The sequence below is a fragment of the Sphingomonas sp. P4_G2 genome (assembly GCF_056401155.1).
Genome location: NZ_JBFUJY010000005.1, coordinates 316,327 through 333,618, shown reverse-complemented (window position 1 = coordinate 333,618; position 17,292 = coordinate 316,327). Strand labels below are relative to the sequence as shown.

The window sequence follows — 17,292 nt, the reverse complement described above, 5'->3', positions numbered from 1 at the left end:
GACTTTGCGGCCGGGCCGGACTCACTGTTCGCATGTGCGGCAAAATAGCGGCGGGCGCCCGGTCCTTCCGCCCCAATCCCGCCATGAACCGTGTTCAAAGCGCGACGAACCGGGGGGTCGCGAGGCCCTCCGGTTTTGTTTTTACAGGAGTTTTTATGCGTTTCCTTATCGCGTCCGCCCTGTTGGCCAGTGCCGCCATCGCTACCCCTGCCCTGGCGCAGGATGCCCCCGCCTCCGCCCCCGAGGGCAAGGAATTCCAGGGTTTCAAGATCCTCGCCGTGACCGGCATCGACCATGTCACCAGCTCGGCCGGTAACGAGACCGGCCTCTCTTATGGCGGCGTCGTCGGCTACGATTATCAGGCAGGCAAGGCCGTGTTCGGCGTCGAAGGTGAAATCGACGGTTCGACCGCCAAGGATTGCGCCAACAACGTCTTGGCCGCGGGCGATCGTCTTTGCGTCAAGGCCGGCCGCGATCTCTATGCCGGCGTCCGCGCCGGTGTGGTCGTCGGCAACAAGGCGCTGCTCTACGTCAAGGGCGGCTATGCCAATGGCCGCATCAACGCGACCTACACGGCCGGCGGGACCACCACCAAGGATGGCACCAATTCGGACGGCTGGCGCGTCGGCACCGGTGTCGAGCTGCCGTTGGCTAACAACCTGCTCGTTCGGGCCGAATATCGCTACACCAACTATTCGGACAGCGATGTGGCTCGCCATCAGGGCCTGGTCGGCTTCGGCGTGAAGTTCTGATCTGACGATCGACCAGGGTCTGAGTACAGACCCTATACGGACAGCAGGGGCCGCGCGGGGAAACTCGCGCGGCCTTTTCGTTGCTAGACCTGCGTCCCGAACAGGTGACCGATGGCGGCAGTGACAGCCATGGCGAGCGCGCCCCAAAACACGACGCGTATCGCCCCGCGTATCTGGCTCGCGCCGCCGGCATGCGCGCCGATCGCGCCGGTCGCGGCGAGGAGCACCAGCGTGACGGCCATCACTGCGAGGACCAGCGAGCGGCCGCCGAACAACAAGGTCATCAGCACGGGAATGATCGCGCCCGCGGCAAAACTGGCCGCCGAGGCCAACGCGGCCTGGACCGGCCGCGCGCCAAGATCCTCGCTGATCCCGAGTTCGTCGCGCAGGTGCGCGCCCAGGGCGTCGTGCGCCATCAGCTGATCGGCGACCTGAAGCGACAAATCATGGTCGAGCCCGCGCTGGCGATAGATGGCGGCGAGTTCCTGGCGTTCGGCTTCGGGTTCGTCGGACAATTCCGCGGTTTCGCGCGCGATATCGGCGCGCTCGGTATCGGCCTGGCTGCTGACCGACACATATTCCCCCGCCGCCATCGACAAGGCACCAGCGGCGAGCCCCGAAATCCCGGTCAGCAGCACAGTGGTGCGGTCGGCATTGGCGGCGGCGACACCGACGATCAGGCTGGCGGTCGACAGGATGCCGTCATTGGCGCCGAGCACGGCCGCGCGCAGCCAGCCGATGCGCTGGACCAGATGTCGCTCGCGATGTCGTCGGATCGCCATTCGTCCCCCGTAGATGGTTTCTCTACCGCAACAATAAGTGCTTCTACGAGCAATTGTCAGCTCAGCGTGCCGCCTTCAAGGCCGAGCGCGCTCTCGAGATCGGCCAAGGCCTGTTCGCTGGTCGAGACCTTGATCGCCGCCATACCGAGCGCCGCGGCCGGTTTGCAGTTGATCCCGAGATCGTCGAGATAGACGCAACGGTCGGGAGTCACGCCCAGGGCGTCGCAGGCCAGGCGATAGATTGCCGGATCGGGCTTGCGGATGCCGATTTTGGAGCTTTCGACGACATGATCGAACCGCGCCATGATCGCCGCGATCGCCTCGGCCTTGTCCGCGGTCGACGACATCTGGGCGCCATGGCCGGCGGGAACGTTGTTGGTGATGCAGCCAGTGCGATAGCCGTTCGCCTTCAGCCAATCGAGCGCCGCGACCATGTTCGGACGGATATCGCCCGAGAGCAAAGCGAGCACGTCGCGGCCGGGAAGCTCATGACCCAATGACCGCGCCTCTTCCGCAAACAGCGAATCGAACCGGTCGGAGTCGATCTCGGCGCGCTCGAACAGCGCCCAGGCATTGGCGTCGGGATTGGCCGAATTGATCCGACGGACGAGATTGTGCGGCAGACCGCGTTCGGCCTCCATCCGGTTGAATGCTTCGAACGGCGAGGACGTGATCACCCCGCCAAAGTCGAAGATCACGGTATCGCGCGTCATGGTTCGATGAGCAGACCAATGCGCGGATCGACATTGCCGGCGACTGCATCGCGATAGGCGGCAAGCGCGGCCTCGGCGCCCGAGCGGCGATCGATCGCGGTCAGCCGCTTGGCGGTCGGCATGAAGTCGAGCCACGCATCTTCGCTCTGCCGACGCAAGCCATGCGCGCCCCAATCCGCCGAGCGCTTCTTCATCCTGCCCGGCGCGAAGAAACCGATCGGACGCGGCCCCGGCAGCGGGGCGCCACCGCGTTCGGCATCCCAATGCGTGATGCCGACGACCATGTCGATCGCCAGCGCGTCGCCGAAGCGTTCGTGCACCGCACGCGTCGCCGCCGGATTGCCGGCGAAGTCGACCAGGGCGACCTTTCCCTCGGCCGCGATAGTGTCGATCGCGCCATAGTCGACGACCTGGTCGTACAATCCGGTATCGGCGGTAAAGGCGGCGCTGCGCGGCGAGGCGAGCGCGACCAGTCGTGGACCATGTCCGCGCGCCTTCATCACGTGCGCAAAGGCCAAGGCGGTCTTACTCGACGCGCCGCTGACGATGACGGTGCCGGCGTCGAAATCGTCTTCGTCCTCGAATTGATCCGCGATCAGCCAGCCGGTCAGGAACAAAGGACGATAGACAGGCCACCAATCGTGATCGGCCTCTCGGTGATCGCCCAACGCCTTGAGCCGCGAATATTGATTATAAGCAGCGGGCAACGACTTGCGGCGCGGCGTCACCTCGGTGAATCCGGTGCCGCGGATCTGCTCGGCGGCGAGCACCGCGTGGCTGGCGAGCGGCCAATAGCCGTAGAAGCGGTCGCCTACCGAGATACCCTCGGCCGCCGATCGCGTCGCCGTCGCGAACCCCCAGACGGGCAGCCGACCCGGCTCATCACGCGCCGAGAAAAAGTCCCAATAGCCCGCATCGGGCCCGAGGAACGGGGTCTTCTGACCCAGGGCGGCATAAGTGATGTTGTTGGCGGTCAGCGCGACCAGATCGATCGCGAATTCGGCTTCGCCGGGCGCCGGTGCGCGGTCGGGCAAATCGGCGACATTGGCCTGCGCGATGTCGTCGCGCGCGATCTCGATTTGCCAGCGGCCCATGATGTTCTCCTGCGTCAAACCGACATGGGTCCGCGTCGCGCTATGTCGCCCCGCACGCTCGAATCCGCAACCTGCAATCCCGCCGCCTCGAGCGCCGCACGCTGGTCGGCGCCGCGCGTGGTCAGCATGATCTGCTCGACCATCACCGATCGCGCGAACAGCGGCGTCGCAAAGACATGGTCGATCCAGGCGGCGGTGCGCGGCCAGCGTGCGGCGTCGGGCGTCCAACCGGCCAGCGCCGCGTTGCGGAAGAAGCTGGCGAAGGTCAGGTCGATCATCGACAGATCGTCGAACACGAAGCCGCCGACCGGCGCCTGGGGCTCGAGCCAATCCATGATTTCGGGGAGATCGCGCGTGATGACGGCGGTAACCAGATCCTCATCGGTCTCCTGCTTCCACACGCGCGGCTTGACGTTGCGCTGGAAGAATAGCTTCCAGATCATCACGTCGCCCAGGCGGCTGTCGGCGAATTCCTCCAGCCAGCGCGCCCGTGCCCGCTCGGCGGGATCGGCTGGGTAAAGCGGTTTCTCGGGATAGCAATCGTCGAGATATTCGCAGATCACGGTCGAATCCGGGATCACCAGATCGCCATCGATCAGGACCGGAATGCGCCTGAGCGGATTGAGCCGGGTGAATTCGTCGCCGCCGAAAAACGGCACGATCGGGTCGATCTCATAGTCGATGCCCTTATGGTCGAGCGCCAGGAAGACCTTGCGCGCATAAGGCGAGACGTGGTTGCCGATGATCCGCAGCATGTTGCTTATCCGTTATATTTGAGCTTGAGGCCCGGGCGCGGCCAGCGGAGCTTGGCGAGGCGCCCGGTCCCCGACAGGCAGATATAAGCATCCATCATGTCGTCCCCGCCCCAACAAATGTTGGTGGTGAAGATGTCGTCGGTGGCGACGAACTCGACCAAATCGCCGTCGGGCGAAATCACCGAGATGCCGCATTCGCCGAGCGTCGCGACGCAGATATTGCCGCACTCCTCGACGCCGAGCGAGTCGAAGAATTTGTACCCGGCCGGGCGATAGAGCGGGATGCCGGGGCCGCCGGGACCGGCGCTGCCGTCGACCTTGCCTGGGGCGACGATATTGAAGGCCATCAGCCGGCACGTATAGGTCTCCGCCGCGTACAGACGCTTGCCGTCGGGCGACAGGCCGACGCCGTTGGGGTTCTGGCTGGGGAAGATCACTTCCTCGAGATGGCTGCCGTCGACCTTGCCGTAGAAGATTCCGACGATGTCGTGGCAGCGCTTGTCGTAATCGACCTTGCCATGGTCGGTGAACCAGAAGCCGCCTTCGCCATCGAACACGATATCGTTGGGGCCACGCAGCACGCAGCCGAAATCGCCCGATTTGTAGAGAATTTCCACGCTGCCGGTAGCGATGTCGATCCGCTCGATCCGCCCGCCCGAATAGTCGCGGGCGATGCCGTGCGGCGCGAGCATGCCTTTATTCTCGATATAGTCGAAGCCGCCATTGTTGCAGCAATAGAGCTTGCCGTCCGGGCCGATCGCCAGCCCGTTGGGGCCACCGCCAGGTTCGGCCACCGTCTCCTTCGAGCCGTCGGAGCGGACCCGCGTGATGCGGCCGGCGGCGATCTCGACCAGGATGACGCTGCCATCGGCCATCGCCACCGGGCCTTCCGGAAACCGCAATCCGTCGGCGACGATCTCCATGCCCCACTCCCACTCGTCATGGCCGGGTTCATACCCGGTCTTCGAAACGGTCATGCCGCGTCCCGCGGGCGAAAGGAAGATGGTTTTGTGGGAAGTTTTTAGCCCTCTCCCGTGTACGGGAGAGGGTTGGGTGAGGGTCTTCTTTCTTCTTCCAAGCGTGTGCCGAAACAGAAGAAGTAAGAAGACCCTCACCTTCCCACCGCCTTCGGTGGCGGGCCCCTCCCGCATCAGGTAAACAGCGCCCCGCGCTGTTTAGGTCATACCGGGGGCATGACCGACCTGATGCGCCCGCAAGCGGGAGAGGGGTATCACCGCAGCAATCAGAACCGTTCGCCGACCAGTTCCTCGCTCTTCGCCCAGAGCGCCTTGGCGTGCTCGGCGTCGAGTGCGTAGGCGCGCACGCCGCCACGAATGCCTTCGCCTTCCTGTAGTTCCGCGACGTGGCAATCCTCGCAATATTTCCCACCGATTTCGGCCGGATCGGCGACGATCGCGGCCCAGACCGAGGTGGCTGCGCCTTGCGGAATGGTCTTGAGCTCGAAAGCCGGTGCGCCCGCCTTGGCCGCGGTTTCGTTGATCGAAGCGACCAAGGCGGCCAACTGGCCTTCGTCCATATGGCGGCTGAGCTCGGTCTGGATGCCGCCCGGATGAACCGCCGTCGCGCGGACGCCGCGATCGCGATGGCGCCGGTCGAATTCGACCGCGAACAGGACATTGGCGGTCTTCGACCGGCCATAGCCGATCCACGGTTCGTACGGCGTGTGCTCGAAATTGGGATCGTCGAGGTCGACGTCCGAATAGCGATGCCCGGCCGAGGACAGATTCACCAGCCGGCCGCCATCCTTGAGCAGCGGCGCGATGCGGTTGATCAGCACGAAATGGCCGAGATGGTTGGTGCCGAACTGGGTTTCGAAGCCGTCGGCGGTGTGCCCGAACGGCGGGACCATGACGCCGGCATTGGCGATGATCACGTCGAACGGGCGGCCATCGGCGTTGAGCGCGTCGGCACAAGCGCGAACGCTGGCGAGCGAGGCAAGGTCGAGCTCGACGATCGAAAAGGCGCCCTTGCCCGCTTCCGCCGCGGCGCGGACCTCCGCCGTCGCGCGTTCCGCTTTGGCGACATCGCGCGCGGCACCGACGACTTCCGCGCCATGCGCGACGAGCGCCCGCGCCGTCTCCACGCCAAGCCCGGCCGAAACGCCAGTGACCAGAACCCGCTTGCCGGTCAGGTCAACGCCAGCGAGCACATCCTCGGTAGTCGATTTCTCGCCGAATTGGATCGTCATCATCATTCTCCATGAATGTCGGAAAGAGGGCCCGGAGCGATCGCCATGCGCCCTCGCCGCCTATTTGGGCGCGGAGGTCGCCACCGCGGAGCCCGATCGTCTCGATCGCTTGCCCAATCCTATCAGCGGCGCACGATTTCAGGTCGGAAGCGCTTGCGCTTCCCGTCGCCGCGACCACCTTCGCTATCATGCAGGACAAACTCGACGAGATGAGCCGGCGCGTCATGCGCCACACGCAAGGCGTGGCATTCGTCACGGCGATCCCACGAGTCGGGATTGGTGTGGTCGATCAACCGAGCAAGCCAATGCCGACCGTGTACGAACCAATGATCTGCCTGGTGCTGCAGGGCGCCAAGCAGGTGATGATCGGCGACCGCATTCTGCACTACGACCCGGCATGCACCTTCATCGCCTCGCTCGAATTGCCGGTGTCCGGCTGTGTGATCGAGGCGTCGCCCGACAAGCCCTATATCGCCGCCAGCCTGACGATCGATCGCGCGATCCTGGCCGATCTGCTCGCGACCATGCCTTCCTCTCCCGAAGGGCAAACCGCCGGCTTCGCGGTGACGCCGGTCACGCCCGATTTGCTCGACGCCTGGGCGCAATTGCTGGCCTTATTCGACGCGCCGCAGGACATTCCGGTGCTGGCGCCTTTGCGCGAGCGCGAAATCCTCTATCGCTTGCTGCAGGGGCCAGACGGCGGATTGCTGCGCCAGATCGCGCGCGAGGACAGCCAATTGTCGCGTGTGCGACGAGCAATCCACTGGATCCAGGCGCATTTCGACCAGGCGATGCGGATCGAAGGGCTGGCCGAGATTGCAGGAATGAGCGTCCCGTCGTTCCACCGCCACTTCAAGGCGGCGACGGCGATGAGCCCGCTACAATATCAAAAGACGCTCAGGCTGCATGCGGCGCGGCGGATGCTGGTCGCGAGCAACGATGCCAGCCGCACGGCTTATTCGGTCGGCTATGAAAGCGCGTCTCAGTTCAGTCGCGAATATGCCCGCATGTTCGGCGCGCCGCCGTCGCGCGACGCCGAGCGGCTGCGTGGCCTGCAGGTAGCGGATCTCGCGGAAGCGGCAGGCTTGGCGTGAACGAGTTAGCCCGAAGCCCCTCTCCCGCCTGCGGGAGAGGGCGGGGCCCGCCGCCGGAGGCGGTGGGAGGGTGAGGGTCTTCTTTTTTCTTCTTGAACCATAGCTGCTGGGAAGAAGAAAGAAGACCCTCACCCAACCTGCACCGGGTGAACAGCGCCCCGCGCTGTTCAGGTCATGCCGGGGGCATGACCGACCCGGTGCACCCGCGCGCGGGAGAGGGCTTTTGGTCGCGACACACGAATAGGGGGCCGCGCGGTACCGCACGGCCCCCACGTCAGCGCGGTGAGCGCTGCAAGCCGGACAGCGACTAGATGTCGTCGCCCAGCGCGCCCTTCACCTTGCCGACGAACTGTTGGCCCTTGCCTTTCAGTTCCTGGCCGGCGCCTTCGGCTGCCAGCTCGTCGTCCTTGCGCGTGCGGTTGGGGTCGTCGGCGTCGCCGGCCATCGCCTGCTTCACCTTGCCCACTGCCTCGTTGACATTGCCTTTGATCTTGTCGGTCAGTTCGCCCATCGGTCATTCCTCTCCGTTCGCGACGGCGGGGGCGCCGGCGCGTTGAAATTACGGAAATAGAACGGTTTGGCGGACGCGGAGTTCCTAAGACTTAAGGGGCAACGCGTTTCAGGAAGGCGAGCACCGCTTGCCAATTATCGTCAGCGCCGCCCGGATTCTTGGCGGCGATCAAGGTCGACGACCCGTGCACGCCCGCCTTCGGGATGAATTGCTGCCGATCGGTGCTCTTGGTGGCCGACAGGATCGCCTTCGCTTCCTGCTCCTCTACGAGCGTGTTGGCCGAGGTGACAAAGACCGGCACGGTGATCTTGGCCGCGGCCTGTTCGACCATCTTCTTGTCTTCGAAATATTCGCCCGGCGAGAAAGCGAGCACGCCCTTCACGCTGCCGTCGGCGGATTTCGACGCGGCGACCAGGAACACCAGGCTGGCCGAATAGCTCGATCCCCACAGCAGGACGGGCTTGCCTTGCGCCTTGTCCTTGGCCCAGGCGAGCGCCGCCTCGAGATCGGGAAGCGCGCCAAGATAATCGGTCTTGCCCTTATATCCGGCCATCGTCTGGTTGTTGCCGTAAAGGCCGCCGCCGACGCGCTGGTCGATCGCCAAAGCGGCAAAGCCGGCGCGCTGAAGCTGCGGCGCGATCGAGACATATTCGTCCTTCGACGATCCCGCCTGATGGAACAGCAGGATCAACGCGCGTGCATTGCTGGCCGGATAATAAGTGCCATAGACGGTCACGCCGTCGGGTGCGGTCAGCGTCACGGCCTGGGGCGCATGGTCCTTCACCGCTGCGCTTTCGTTGATCAGCGCATCGGCATTGTCGATCTTGGGTTGGGAGTGGCAGGCAGCGAGCGCAACGAGCGCGGTGATTGACAGCAAACGGCGCATCGAGCCTCCTTGGATCAGATCAATCCGGCAAGCGGACTGGAGGGATCGGCATAACGCCGCTTGCCCATCCGGCCGGCGAGATAGGCCAAACGCCCGCTCTCGACCGCAAGTTTCATCGCGCGCGCCATCATCACCGGGTCCTTGGCCTCGGCGATCGCCGTGTTCATCAGCACGCCGTCGCAACCTAATTCCATCGCGACCGCCGAATCGGACGCGGTGCCGACTCCGGCATCGACCAGTACGGGAACCTTGGCGCCCTCGACGATCAGGCGGATCGTGACCTGGTTCTGGATGCCGAGGCCCGAGCCGATCGGCGCGCCGAGCGGCATGATGGCGACCGCGCCGACATCCTCCAGCCGCTTCGCCGCGATCGGATCGTCGACGCAATAGACCATCGGCTTGAAGCCTTCCTTGGCGAGAATCTCGGTCGCCCTGAGCGTCTCGACCATGTCCGGATAGAGCGTCCGCGCCTCGCCCAGCACTTCGAGCTTGACCAGATCCCAGCCGCCTGCCTCGCGTGCCAGCCGCAGGGTACGGATCGCATCCTCCGCATTGAAGCAGCCCGCGGTGTTGGGCAGGTAGGTGACCTTTTTCGGATCGATGAAGTCGGTCAGCATCGGCGCCTTGGGGTCGCTGACGTTGACGCGGCGCACCGCGACGGTCACGATCTCCGCCCCCGACGCTTCGAGCGCGGCGGCGTTCTGTGCGAAATCCTTGTACTTGCCGGTGCCGACGATCAGCCGCGAGCGGAAGGTCTTGCCGGCAACGGTCCAGGTGTCTTCCTTCACCGCGGAAGCGTGGTCGCCACCGCCAACGAAATGGACGATCTCGATCTCGTCGCCGTCCTCAACCAGGACCTGGCTGAGCGTCGAGCGCGGCACGACCTCCAGATTGCGCTCGACCGCGACCTTCTCGGCCATGAGGCCGAGCTCCTCGGCAAGTTGGGCGAGCGTGAGCCCGGCAAAGACGCGGCGATGCTCGCCATTGACGCGGATCGAGACGGTTCCGTCGGTGTGCATGGTATTCATGGCAAATCGCGATATAGGGACGCGACCGATAGCGCCACAACCGAAAGGGCAAGGGTGACCGAAACGATCCTGGTGCTGAACGGCCCCAACCTCAACCTGCTCGGGACGCGCGAGCCGGAAATCTATGGGGCCGACACGCTCGACGACATCGCGGAGAGACTGGAAGAGCGCGCGCGTGAGCTCGATCTCGAGATCGACATGCGCCAGTCGAATCACGAAGGGCATCTGATCACCTGGATGCACGAAGCGCAGGGATCGGACGTGAAGGCGATCCTGCTCAATGCCGGCGCGCTGACGCATACCAGCGTGGCATTGTACGACGCGATCAAGGGCATCAAAGTGCCGGTGATCGAGGTGCATTTGTCGAACCCGCTGACGCGCGAAGAATTCCGCCACACAAGCTTTGTCGGCCGTGCCGCGCGCGGAACCGTTTCCGGGTTCGGCGCACTTTCGTATATGCTTGCGCTTGAAGCCGCCGCCCGACTCTGACAGAGGGCGCGCCTTTGAGTCAGCCTCAACAGGGCGAAGAAGGGTCGAATGGCAGACAATAACAATGACGGGGGCATGCGAGTCGATGTCGAGCTGGTCCGCCAGCTCGCGTCTCTGCTCGACGAAACCAATCTTACCGAGATCGAGGTCGAGGATAACGACCGCCGCATCCGCGTCGCACGGCAGGTGCATGCCGCGCCGGCAGTGAACTATGCGGCACCGGCGGCCGTCGCGGCACCCGCTGCGCCGGGGGTTGCTCCCGCAGCGGCTGCCGATCCGGCACCCGCTGCAATCAGCGCCAACGCGGTCAAGTCGCCGATGGTTGGGACCGTCTATCTGGCGGCGAATCCCGAAGCGAAGCCGTTCATTGCGGTGGGGCAGAAGGTCGCCGCGGGCGACACTTTGGTGATCATCGAAGCGATGAAGGTGATGAATCCGATCATCGCGACGGCTGCCGGCACGGTATCGGCGATCCTGATCGAGAACGGCCAGCCGGTCGAGTTCGACCAAGCGCTCGTCGTGGTCGAGTAAGAAGTTTCTTGCCGATGTGCCGCTCCGGCCCGCTCCCCCACCCGGCCTCCCATATGATGCTGCCGTTGGGAGGCCGGGTGGGGGAGCGGGCCGGCACCGCCTAGGAAAACGACCGATGCCCGAAATCAAGAAACTGCTGATCGCCAATCGCGGCGAGATCGCGCTACGCATCCACCGCGCCTGCCATGAAATGGGGATCAAGACGGTTGCGGTGCATTCGACCGCAGATTCCGATGCTATGCACGTGCGGCTGGCCGATGAGGCGATCTGCATCGGCCCGCCGCCGGCGACCGAATCGTACCTCAACATCCCCAACATCATCTCGGCGGCCGAGATCAGCCATGCCGATGCGATCCATCCGGGCTATGGCTTCCTGAGCGAGAATGCGCGCTTCGCCGAGATCGTCGAGGCGCACGGCATCATCTTCGTCGGGCCCAAGCCCGAGCATATCCGCACGATGGGCGACAAGATCGAGGCGAAGCGCACCGCCGGCGCGCTCGGCCTGCCGCTGGTGCCCGGCTCGGACGGCGCGATCAGCGACATCGGGGAAGCCAAGAAGATCGCCGAGGCGGCGGGCTATCCGGTGATCATCAAGGCCGCGTCGGGTGGCGGCGGGCGCGGCATGAAGGTCGTCAACTCGCCCGAAGAGCTGGAAACCCAGATGCAGCAGGCTGGGAGCGAGGCCAAGGCCGCGTTCGGCGACGCCACCGTCTATCTCGAAAAATATCTCGGCAACCCGCGCCACATCGAATTCCAGGTGTTCGGCGATGGCAACGGCAATGCCATCCATCTCGGCGAGCGCGATTGCTCGCTTCAGCGCCGCCACCAGAAGGTGCTCGAAGAAGCCCCCTCCCCCGTCATCACGCCCGAAGAGCGCGAACGGATGGGCGGGATCGTCGCCAAGGCGATGGCCGATATGGCCTATCGCGGCGCGGGCACGATCGAATTCCTGTGGGAAGATGGCGAGTTCTACTTCATCGAGATGAACACGCGCCTGCAGGTCGAGCATCCGGTGACCGAGGCGATTACCGGCCTCGATCTGGTCCGCGAACAGATCCGCGTCGCGGAAGGCCATGGCCTGACGCTGCGCCAGGAAGACGTCCAGTTCCGCGGCCACGCGATCGAATGCCGCATCAATGCCGAGGATCCGCGCACCTTCGCGCCCTCGCCGGGCCTGGTGAAGCAATATCATGCCCCCGGGGGCATGAACGTCCGCGTCGATAGCGGGCTCTATGCCGGCTATCGCGTGCCGCCTTACTATGACTCAATGATCGCCAAGCTGATCGTCTATGGCACCACGCGCCAGGGCGCGATCCGCCGCCTGCGCCGCGCGCTCGAAGAATTCGTGATCGAGGGAATGAAGACCACCATCCCGCTGCACCAGGCACTGATCGAGGATCCCGAGTTCCTGCAGGGGCAGTATACGATCAAGTGGCTCGAGGAGTGGTTGGACAGGCAGGGAGCATGATGAAGCGCCGGGGGGCTGCCGCATTGCTGATCTCGTGGGCGCTGGCCGCAGCGCTCGCCCCGGCAGCCGCAGAGGCGAAGCGCTTCGCAATCGCCTGCGCCGGCACGCTCAATATAGACGAGCGCGCGCTCGGCGGCCTCCCTAGGACCGAGACCCAGAAGGCCGACCAGGTCTTCGTGATCGACGAGGAGGCCCGCCGCGTCGCGCACCTCCTAACCGGTCCGCCGGCGAAGCTGGAGGACATGTGCGTGTCGCGCGACGCCGCCTGTTATTCGGCTTTTTCCGACACGCTGATCGTCGCGGACACCGGCAAGTTCGCGATGGGAGCTCTCACGGGCTCGCAGAGCTTTCGGTACGACCGGGCGGCGAACCATGTCGACATGATGGTGGCGATGGAACGTCCGGACCATCGCACCCTGCGCATGACCTTTTCGATGATGTGCCAACCGACCGGCGTTCCCGATCTGGGCTATTGACGGGCAACGCCGATTCTCAACGGGGAGAATTGAGCGATGAAGAAAGCCATCGTCATCTTAACGCTCGCGGTGATCGCCGCGGCGCCCGTCTCCCCCGTCACCTCGCTGGCCGGACGCTATTCGAAGCATTTCCAGAACGGGATGGTCGACGGGTCGAAATTCTGGTCCGACGACGTGGTCGAGATCGTTCCGGTCGACGCGGGCCACGCCTTTTTTCGCTCCGAGCTCGCTTTCTTCAACGGTCACAGCTGCTCGATCGCCGGAGTCGCCAAGGCGGTCGGCGGCAAACTCGTCTATAGCGAGAAGCAGCCGAGCTACGATGGCGGACCGACCTGCCGCCTGACCATCACGACCAAGGGCAAGAGCCTGTTGCTCGACGACGGCGACGGCAGTTGCCAATCCTATTGCGGCGCGCGCGGTTCGCTCAGCGGATTCGACTTGATCCCGCTCTCATCGAAACGGCCGATCAGCTATATGGCGCGGCTCAAAGGGTCGAGCGAATATAAGGGCGCGATCGACGCCTGGAAATCGGGCAAGACCGACTGAAGCCTAAACCCTCTCCCGCATGCGGGAGAGGGAGGGGCCCGCCGCGAAGCGGTGGGAGGGTGAGGGTCTTCTTTCTTCTTCCAAGTGGAAGAGACTGAAAAAGAAGAAAGAAGACCCTCACCCAAACCCTCTCCCCGCAAGCGGGAGAGGGCTTAAATCGCGGAGGGGGGACTCATATGTTCATCGGTCACTACGCGCCGGCCTTCGCGGCCGCGACATCGCCCAAATCGCCGCGGCTCGGCGCGCTGTTCGTCGCCGCGCAACTGGTCGACATCGCCTTTTTCAGCTTCCTGATCCTGGGCGTCGAAAAGATGCGGATGCTGCCCGGCGCGACCGTGATGAACGGCATGGACCTGTACGACATGCCCTGGACGCACAGTCTGGCCGGAGCGATCGGCTGGGGCGTGCTGTTCGCGGTTGCGGTGAAAGCGCTGCGCGGTAGCTGGACCGCGGGCCTGATCGGTGGCGCGGTGGTGGTGTCGCACTGGCTGATCGATCTGCTGGTCCATCGCCCCGACCTCACGCTGGCAGGAAGCGCGCCCAAACTCGGCCTCGGCTTGTGGAACCATCCCTGGATCGAAATCCCGCTGGAGCTCGTCTTCGCGTTCGGGGGATTGTGGTTCTTCGTCAGCCGGACGCGGGCGATCGGCGCAATGGGCAAATGGTCGCCCTGGGCCCTCGCCATCGGCATGGCGGTGCTCCAGGCGGTCAACTGGACCACGCCGCAGCCGAGTGAAGCGGGCCCTGCCCCCGCTTCAACCGGCTGGCTCGGGCTGTTCGCTTATGCTGTGCTCGCCATGCTCGCCTGGTGGGTGGCGCGGACGCGGCGTTTGGCGTAGCCCCTTCCCAAATCGGGGAGAACCGGATGTCGTTGGTCGCAGAGCTCAAGGGATTGCAGCGCAAGCAAGTCCATTCGATCTGGGCAAGCTATCTCGGCTGGACGCTCGACGCGTTCGACTTCTTCCTGCTCGTCTTCATGCTCTCGGCGATCGCCAAGGAATATGGCACCGACATCAAGACGGTGTCGGAAGCGACCTTCCTGACGCTCGCCGCGCGGCCGTTCGGCGCGTTCGCCTTCGGCTGGATGGCCGACCGCTGGGGACGGCGGCCGATCATGATGATCGTGATCCTGTTATTCTCGCTCTTCTCGTTCGCTTCGGCCTTCGCCTGGTCGCTGACCAGCCTATTCGTGATCCGGACCCTGTTCGGCTTCTGCATGGGCGGCGAATGGGGAATCGGCGCCAGCCTGGTGATGGAATCGATCCCGATCAAGCTGCGCGGGCCCGTCTCCGGCCTGCTGCAATCGGGCTATCCCTCAGGCTATTTCCTCGCCAGCCTGATCTATTTCCTGTTGTTCGACGCGCTTGGCTGGCGCGGCCTGTTCATGGTCGGGATCGCGCCGGCGATCCTGGTCTTCCTGATCCGGATGCACGTCGAGGAGAGCCCGGCATTCGAGAAACGTCGTCACGAACGGCCGGCAAATCCGATCGGCGAACTGGTCAGGAACTGGAAGATCGCGCTCTATCTCGTCATCCTGATGACGGCGTTCAACTTCTTCAGCCACGGCACGCAGGACCTGTATCCGACGTTCCTCAAGGAGCAGCATCACTTCGACACCAAGACGATCGGCCTGCTCGCGATGATCGGCAATGTCGGCGCGATCGTCGGCGGAATCTCGTTCGGCATCTGGTCCGAACATATCGGGCGCAAGCGCGCGATCATCATCGCCAGCCTGCTCGCCATCCCCATCATTCCGTTATGGGCGTTCGCCAGCACGCCGATCATGCTCGGCTTGGGGGCTTTCCTGATCCAGGTTGCCGTCCAGGGCGCGTGGGGGATCGTGCCGGTGCATCTCAACGAGTTGTCACCGGCATTGGTGCGGGGCATGTTCCCCGGTTTTGCCTATCAGCTGGGCAATCTGATCGCGTCGCGGAACGGGCCGATCCAGGCGTCGATCGCGGAGAGCCATGGCGGCAATTATGGGCTGGCCATGGCAATCGTCGCGGGCATCACCGTGGTCGTATTGGTGGTGTGGACCGCGATCGGGCCCGAGCGCACCGATGTGGATTTCCTGACGGAGAAGACGAATTGAAGGCGACGATCTGGCATAACCCGCGCTGTTCGAAATCGCGCGAAACACTGGCGATCCTGGAAGGGACGCCCGGCATTCAGGTCGAGATTGTCGAATATCTCAAAAACCCGCCGTCGCGCGATGAACTGGCCGCGCTCTACGCCGCCGCCGGGATGACCCCGCGTGACGGGCTACGCAAGAGCGAGGACGGCGCCAAGGCGCTGAAGCACGCCGATGACGACGCGATCCTCGATGCGATGGCCGCCGATCCGATCCTGATCGAGCGCCCGCTGGTCGAAACGCCCAAGGGCGTGCGGTTGGGCCGGCCGCCCGAAAAGGTGCGCGAGATCCTCTGATCACTATGTTGAGAACCAAAATAAGCCCTTGTTCGTAAAGCGATCCATTTCCAGAACTCGTCATCCCAGCGAAAGCTGGGATCTCAAGCGGCATCGCGTCACCGCCAGAGACCAACATCGGGTCGGATCGTCCCCCGGACGATCCTTGAGCATGCGGGGCATGCTCAACCCGATGTTCTTTCGCTGGGGTGACGGGAGGATTCCGCGGGGATGAGGCCAGGAATATGAGCTCCCCAACCTAGGCGTTCAGGCTCTATATAGGCGATAGCGCGCACGTTTCGGACATATAGTCCGGGAGGGAAGCCATGACGCCGCTGTTGCTCGCCGCATTCCTGTTCGCTGCCGACGGTCCGCCGCCGGTCAATCCGCAGATCGACTATCAGGGATTCCAGCAGCTTGCCGCGCGCGTCGCGCCGGAACGCGCAAAACGCCGCGTCACGCTGGCGCGCTTCAAGCAAATGGCCGCGACGGGCGAGGCGATCATTCTCGACGCGCGATCGGCCGATGCGTTCGCGCAGGGGCATATTGCCGGGGCGATCAACCTGCCGCTGACCGATTTCACCGCGCCGGCGCTGGCCGCGGTTCTGCCCGACCGCGATCGGCCAGTGCTGATCTATTGCAACAACAATTTCTCGAACGACCGACCACCCGTGATGCTCAAGTCGGCGGCGGTGTCGCTCAACATCCAGACCTATATCAACCTCGCCGCTTACGGATATCGCACCGTCTACGAACTCGGCGAGACTGTCGATTTCGACGACCCGAAGGTGGGCTGGGTAAAAAGCTGACGCCGGGGCGCGTGCGGCCGGTTGGCCACGCGCGCCCGCGATCATCAGTTCGAGCGAGTCGTAACGGTCGTCTTGGTCTTGACCGTCGCCGGCGCCGCCTTGCGCACGACGTGGCGCCTCGTCACCACCCGTTTGCGCGTAGCCGCCCTGGTGACGACCTTGGGAGCCGGAGAGACCGTCTCGGTCGTCACCGTCGTGCTGGTCGGCGTGGGCGGTGGCGGCGGCGCGGCGATGACTACCGGGGCTGGCGGCGGCGCGTTGCGCGCGGCAGCGGCTGCGGCCTCCGCCGCGGCGGCGCGAGCATTGGCGTCCGAGGCCGATCGCGCGGCGTCGGCTGCCGCTGCGTCGGCTGCCTGCTTGTCATCGCGGGCGCGGTTGAGCTTGGCGCGCTGCGCCTCGCCCAGCGCTTGGTCGGCAAGCGTCGACGCGCGATTGGCGTCGGCGATCGCGTCGGTCTTCTTGTCGCGCGCCAGATCTTCCTGCGCGGTACGCAATGCCCCTTGCGCCTCGGCGAGCAGCCGCGGCACTTCACCTGCGGCGCCGACCTTGCTGGCGGCATCGACCTTGGCCTGGGCGGCGGCGACCGCCTCTTGCGCGCGGTCCTTCTTGCCCTGCGCCAATGCGGGCGACGCGGCAATGAGTGCGGCCCCCGATACGCACGCGAATATGGTTGGGAAACGCATGTTACTCTCCTGTTCATGGAACTGCCGCACAACGATCGTTACGCAGGGGATGTTCCGTAA

At 64.6% G+C, this 17,292-nt stretch carries 22 protein-coding genes; 11 read left to right on the top strand and 11 right to left on the bottom strand.

Features of this window, described 5'->3' with window-relative positions; genetic code table 11:
- Nucleotides 1–155 precede the first annotated feature (155 nt).
- Nucleotides 156–752, top strand: coding sequence for an outer membrane protein (locus AC1DRD_RS16155; protein ID WP_478028867.1), 597 nt, complete (start codon nt 156–158; stop codon nt 750–752).
- An 83-nt stretch (nt 753–835) separates the two neighbouring features.
- Here the strand turns inward: AC1DRD_RS16155 and AC1DRD_RS16150 are convergent, their stop codons facing one another.
- From AC1DRD_RS16150 to AC1DRD_RS16120, 7 genes are all read right to left on the bottom strand, one after another.
- A complete protein-coding gene (locus AC1DRD_RS16150) occupies nt 836–1,534 on the bottom strand; it encodes a VIT1/CCC1 transporter family protein (RefSeq protein WP_478042130.1) in 699 nt (232 codons plus the stop codon).
- Nucleotides 1,535–1,590: 56 nt separating this feature from the next.
- Entirely contained in the window at nt 1,591–2,247 is a 657-nt protein-coding gene (locus AC1DRD_RS16145; RefSeq protein ID WP_478042129.1) for an HAD-IA family hydrolase, read from the bottom strand.
- Complete coding sequence (locus tag AC1DRD_RS16140; RefSeq protein ID WP_478042128.1) at nt 2,244–3,341, bottom strand: DUF2855 family protein; 1,098 nt, start codon at nt 3,339–3,341, stop codon at nt 2,244–2,246. The genes AC1DRD_RS16145 and AC1DRD_RS16140 overlap by 4 nt, the downstream gene beginning before the upstream one ends.
- Before the next feature lie 14 nt (nt 3,342–3,355).
- The gene (locus AC1DRD_RS16135; protein ID WP_478042127.1) at nt 3,356–4,096 is read right to left on the bottom strand and encodes a glutathione S-transferase family protein; all 741 of its coding nucleotides are present in this window, start codon (nt 4,094–4,096) and stop codon (nt 3,356–3,358) included.
- 5 nt (nt 4,097–4,101) lie between these two features.
- Nucleotides 4,102–5,019, bottom strand: coding sequence for an SMP-30/gluconolactonase/LRE family protein (locus tag AC1DRD_RS16130; protein WP_478042227.1), 918 nt, complete (start codon nt 5,017–5,019; stop codon nt 4,102–4,104).
- Between the two features lie 320 nt (nt 5,020–5,339).
- The gene (locus AC1DRD_RS16125; RefSeq protein ID WP_478042126.1) at nt 5,340–6,305 is read right to left on the bottom strand and encodes an SDR family NAD(P)-dependent oxidoreductase; all 966 of its coding nucleotides are present in this window, start codon (nt 6,303–6,305) and stop codon (nt 5,340–5,342) included.
- Nucleotides 6,306–6,427: 122 nt separating this feature from the next.
- Nucleotides 6,428–6,598, bottom strand: a complete 171-nt coding sequence (locus AC1DRD_RS16120; RefSeq protein WP_478028861.1) for a hypothetical protein — start codon at nt 6,596–6,598, stop codon at nt 6,428–6,430.
- Between the two features lie 12 nt (nt 6,599–6,610).
- Between AC1DRD_RS16120 and AC1DRD_RS16115 the strand changes: the two genes are divergently transcribed.
- Nucleotides 6,611–7,399, top strand: coding sequence for an AraC family transcriptional regulator (locus AC1DRD_RS16115; RefSeq protein WP_478042125.1), 789 nt, complete (start codon nt 6,611–6,613; stop codon nt 7,397–7,399).
- A 307-nt stretch (nt 7,400–7,706) separates the two neighbouring features.
- On the opposite strand, the gene AC1DRD_RS16110 is transcribed toward AC1DRD_RS16115, so the two are convergent.
- From AC1DRD_RS16110 to thiS, 3 genes are all read right to left on the bottom strand, one after another.
- Nucleotides 7,707–7,910: a CsbD family protein gene (locus AC1DRD_RS16110; protein ID WP_478042124.1), complete on the bottom strand. Its 204-nt coding sequence runs from the start codon at nt 7,908–7,910 to the stop codon at nt 7,707–7,709.
- A gap of 91 nt (nt 7,911–8,001) precedes the next feature.
- Nucleotides 8,002–8,796: an alpha/beta hydrolase gene (locus tag AC1DRD_RS16105; protein WP_478042123.1), complete on the bottom strand. Its 795-nt coding sequence runs from the start codon at nt 8,794–8,796 to the stop codon at nt 8,002–8,004.
- A gap of 14 nt (nt 8,797–8,810) precedes the next feature.
- Nucleotides 8,811–9,815 carry a sulfur carrier protein ThiS gene (thiS, locus tag AC1DRD_RS16100; RefSeq protein WP_478042226.1) on the bottom strand — a complete coding sequence of 335 codons (1,005 nt, stop codon included), beginning with the start codon at nt 9,813–9,815 and terminating at the stop codon, nt 8,811–8,813.
- 63 nt (nt 9,816–9,878) lie between these two features.
- On the opposite strand from thiS, the gene aroQ reads away from it, so the two are divergent.
- From aroQ to AC1DRD_RS16055, 9 genes are all read left to right on the top strand, one after another.
- On the top strand, nt 9,879–10,313 hold the full coding sequence (gene aroQ / locus AC1DRD_RS16095; RefSeq protein ID WP_478042122.1) for a type II 3-dehydroquinate dehydratase: 435 nt from the start codon (nt 9,879–9,881) through the stop codon (nt 10,311–10,313).
- A 48-nt stretch (nt 10,314–10,361) separates the two neighbouring features.
- Complete coding sequence (accB, locus tag AC1DRD_RS16090) at nt 10,362–10,844, top strand: acetyl-CoA carboxylase biotin carboxyl carrier protein (protein WP_478042121.1); 483 nt, start codon at nt 10,362–10,364, stop codon at nt 10,842–10,844.
- Nucleotides 10,845–10,959: 115 nt separating this feature from the next.
- Nucleotides 10,960–12,312 (top strand): acetyl-CoA carboxylase biotin carboxylase subunit, encoded by a 1,353-nt coding sequence (accC, locus tag AC1DRD_RS16085; RefSeq protein ID WP_478042120.1) that lies wholly within the window; start codon nt 10,960–10,962, stop codon nt 12,310–12,312.
- Nucleotides 12,312–12,788, top strand: coding sequence for a hypothetical protein (locus AC1DRD_RS16080; protein WP_478028854.1), 477 nt, complete (start codon nt 12,312–12,314; stop codon nt 12,786–12,788). Before accC ends, AC1DRD_RS16080 begins: the two co-directional genes overlap by 1 nt.
- A gap of 36 nt (nt 12,789–12,824) precedes the next feature.
- The gene (locus AC1DRD_RS16075; protein WP_478042119.1) at nt 12,825–13,334 is read left to right on the top strand and encodes a hypothetical protein; all 510 of its coding nucleotides are present in this window, start codon (nt 12,825–12,827) and stop codon (nt 13,332–13,334) included.
- 176 nt (nt 13,335–13,510) lie between these two features.
- Nucleotides 13,511–14,173, top strand: a complete 663-nt coding sequence (locus tag AC1DRD_RS16070) for a hypothetical protein (RefSeq protein WP_478028852.1) — start codon at nt 13,511–13,513, stop codon at nt 14,171–14,173.
- A gap of 26 nt (nt 14,174–14,199) precedes the next feature.
- A complete protein-coding gene (locus tag AC1DRD_RS16065) occupies nt 14,200–15,426 on the top strand; it encodes an MFS transporter (protein WP_478042118.1) in 1,227 nt (408 codons plus the stop codon).
- The gene (gene arsC / locus AC1DRD_RS16060; protein WP_478042117.1) at nt 15,423–15,761 is read left to right on the top strand and encodes an arsenate reductase (glutaredoxin); all 339 of its coding nucleotides are present in this window, start codon (nt 15,423–15,425) and stop codon (nt 15,759–15,761) included. The genes AC1DRD_RS16065 and arsC overlap by 4 nt, the downstream gene beginning before the upstream one ends.
- Nucleotides 15,762–16,066: 305 nt before the next feature.
- Nucleotides 16,067–16,549 (top strand): rhodanese-like domain-containing protein, encoded by a 483-nt coding sequence (locus tag AC1DRD_RS16055; RefSeq protein ID WP_478042116.1) that lies wholly within the window; start codon nt 16,067–16,069, stop codon nt 16,547–16,549.
- A 44-nt stretch (nt 16,550–16,593) separates the two neighbouring features.
- Here AC1DRD_RS16055 and AC1DRD_RS16050 read toward each other — a convergent pair whose 3' ends face one another.
- Nucleotides 16,594–17,232 carry a hypothetical protein gene (locus tag AC1DRD_RS16050; protein WP_478028848.1) on the bottom strand — a complete coding sequence of 213 codons (639 nt, stop codon included), beginning with the start codon at nt 17,230–17,232 and terminating at the stop codon, nt 16,594–16,596.
- Nucleotides 17,233–17,292: the final 60 nt, after the last annotated feature.